Annotated in this window: 1 protein-coding gene; it reads right to left on the bottom strand. The window is 65.9% G+C overall.

Annotated features, from left to right (window positions below):
- On the bottom strand, nt 1–478 hold a 478-nt coding region (locus AT959_RS11055), incomplete at both ends, for a type VI secretion system Vgr family protein (protein WP_205629895.1).

Below are 478 nucleotides of genomic sequence, written 5' to 3'. Positions count from 1 at the left end.
CGCCCGCCGCGCAGCGCACCCCAGGCATCGGTCCGCAGTTCGGTGCCGGTGCCGCGGAAACTGCCCCGGTAATTGTCCGCCTGGTGAATCAGGTGGCCGAGATTCAGTTCGCTGCTGTGCTGGGTGCTCTTCAACTGGATTCGTTGCTGCTGATTGGTGTCGTCGAGAACCAGTTGGTTGTAACCGTTTTGGCCGAATTCCTTGCTCTTGAAACCGCTGAGGGCTGCCGGATGGGCATGACTGTCTGCGGCGCCGCCATGCCAGGCCGGGCTCTGGCCGCTGGCCAGATTGCCCTGGCCGCTCGGCCGAAGATCGGTCGCCGGGTCGAAGACCGTCGCGTCGCTTTGCCCGGGGGCACCGCCCGGCGTGCTGGCGACACCGCCTTCGCCCTGGCCGTTGAACAAGGCGCCGAGCAGGATGGGGCGATCGATATCGCCCGCGATGAAATCAACCAGTACCTCCTGGCCGATGCGCGGCA

It is taken from the genome of Dechloromonas denitrificans (assembly GCF_001551835.1).
Taxonomy (GTDB): Bacteria; Pseudomonadota; Gammaproteobacteria; order Burkholderiales; family Rhodocyclaceae; genus Azonexus; species Azonexus denitrificans.
Note: the sequence above shows the minus strand (reverse complement) of the source record. Positions and strands in the feature narration are given on the sequence as shown.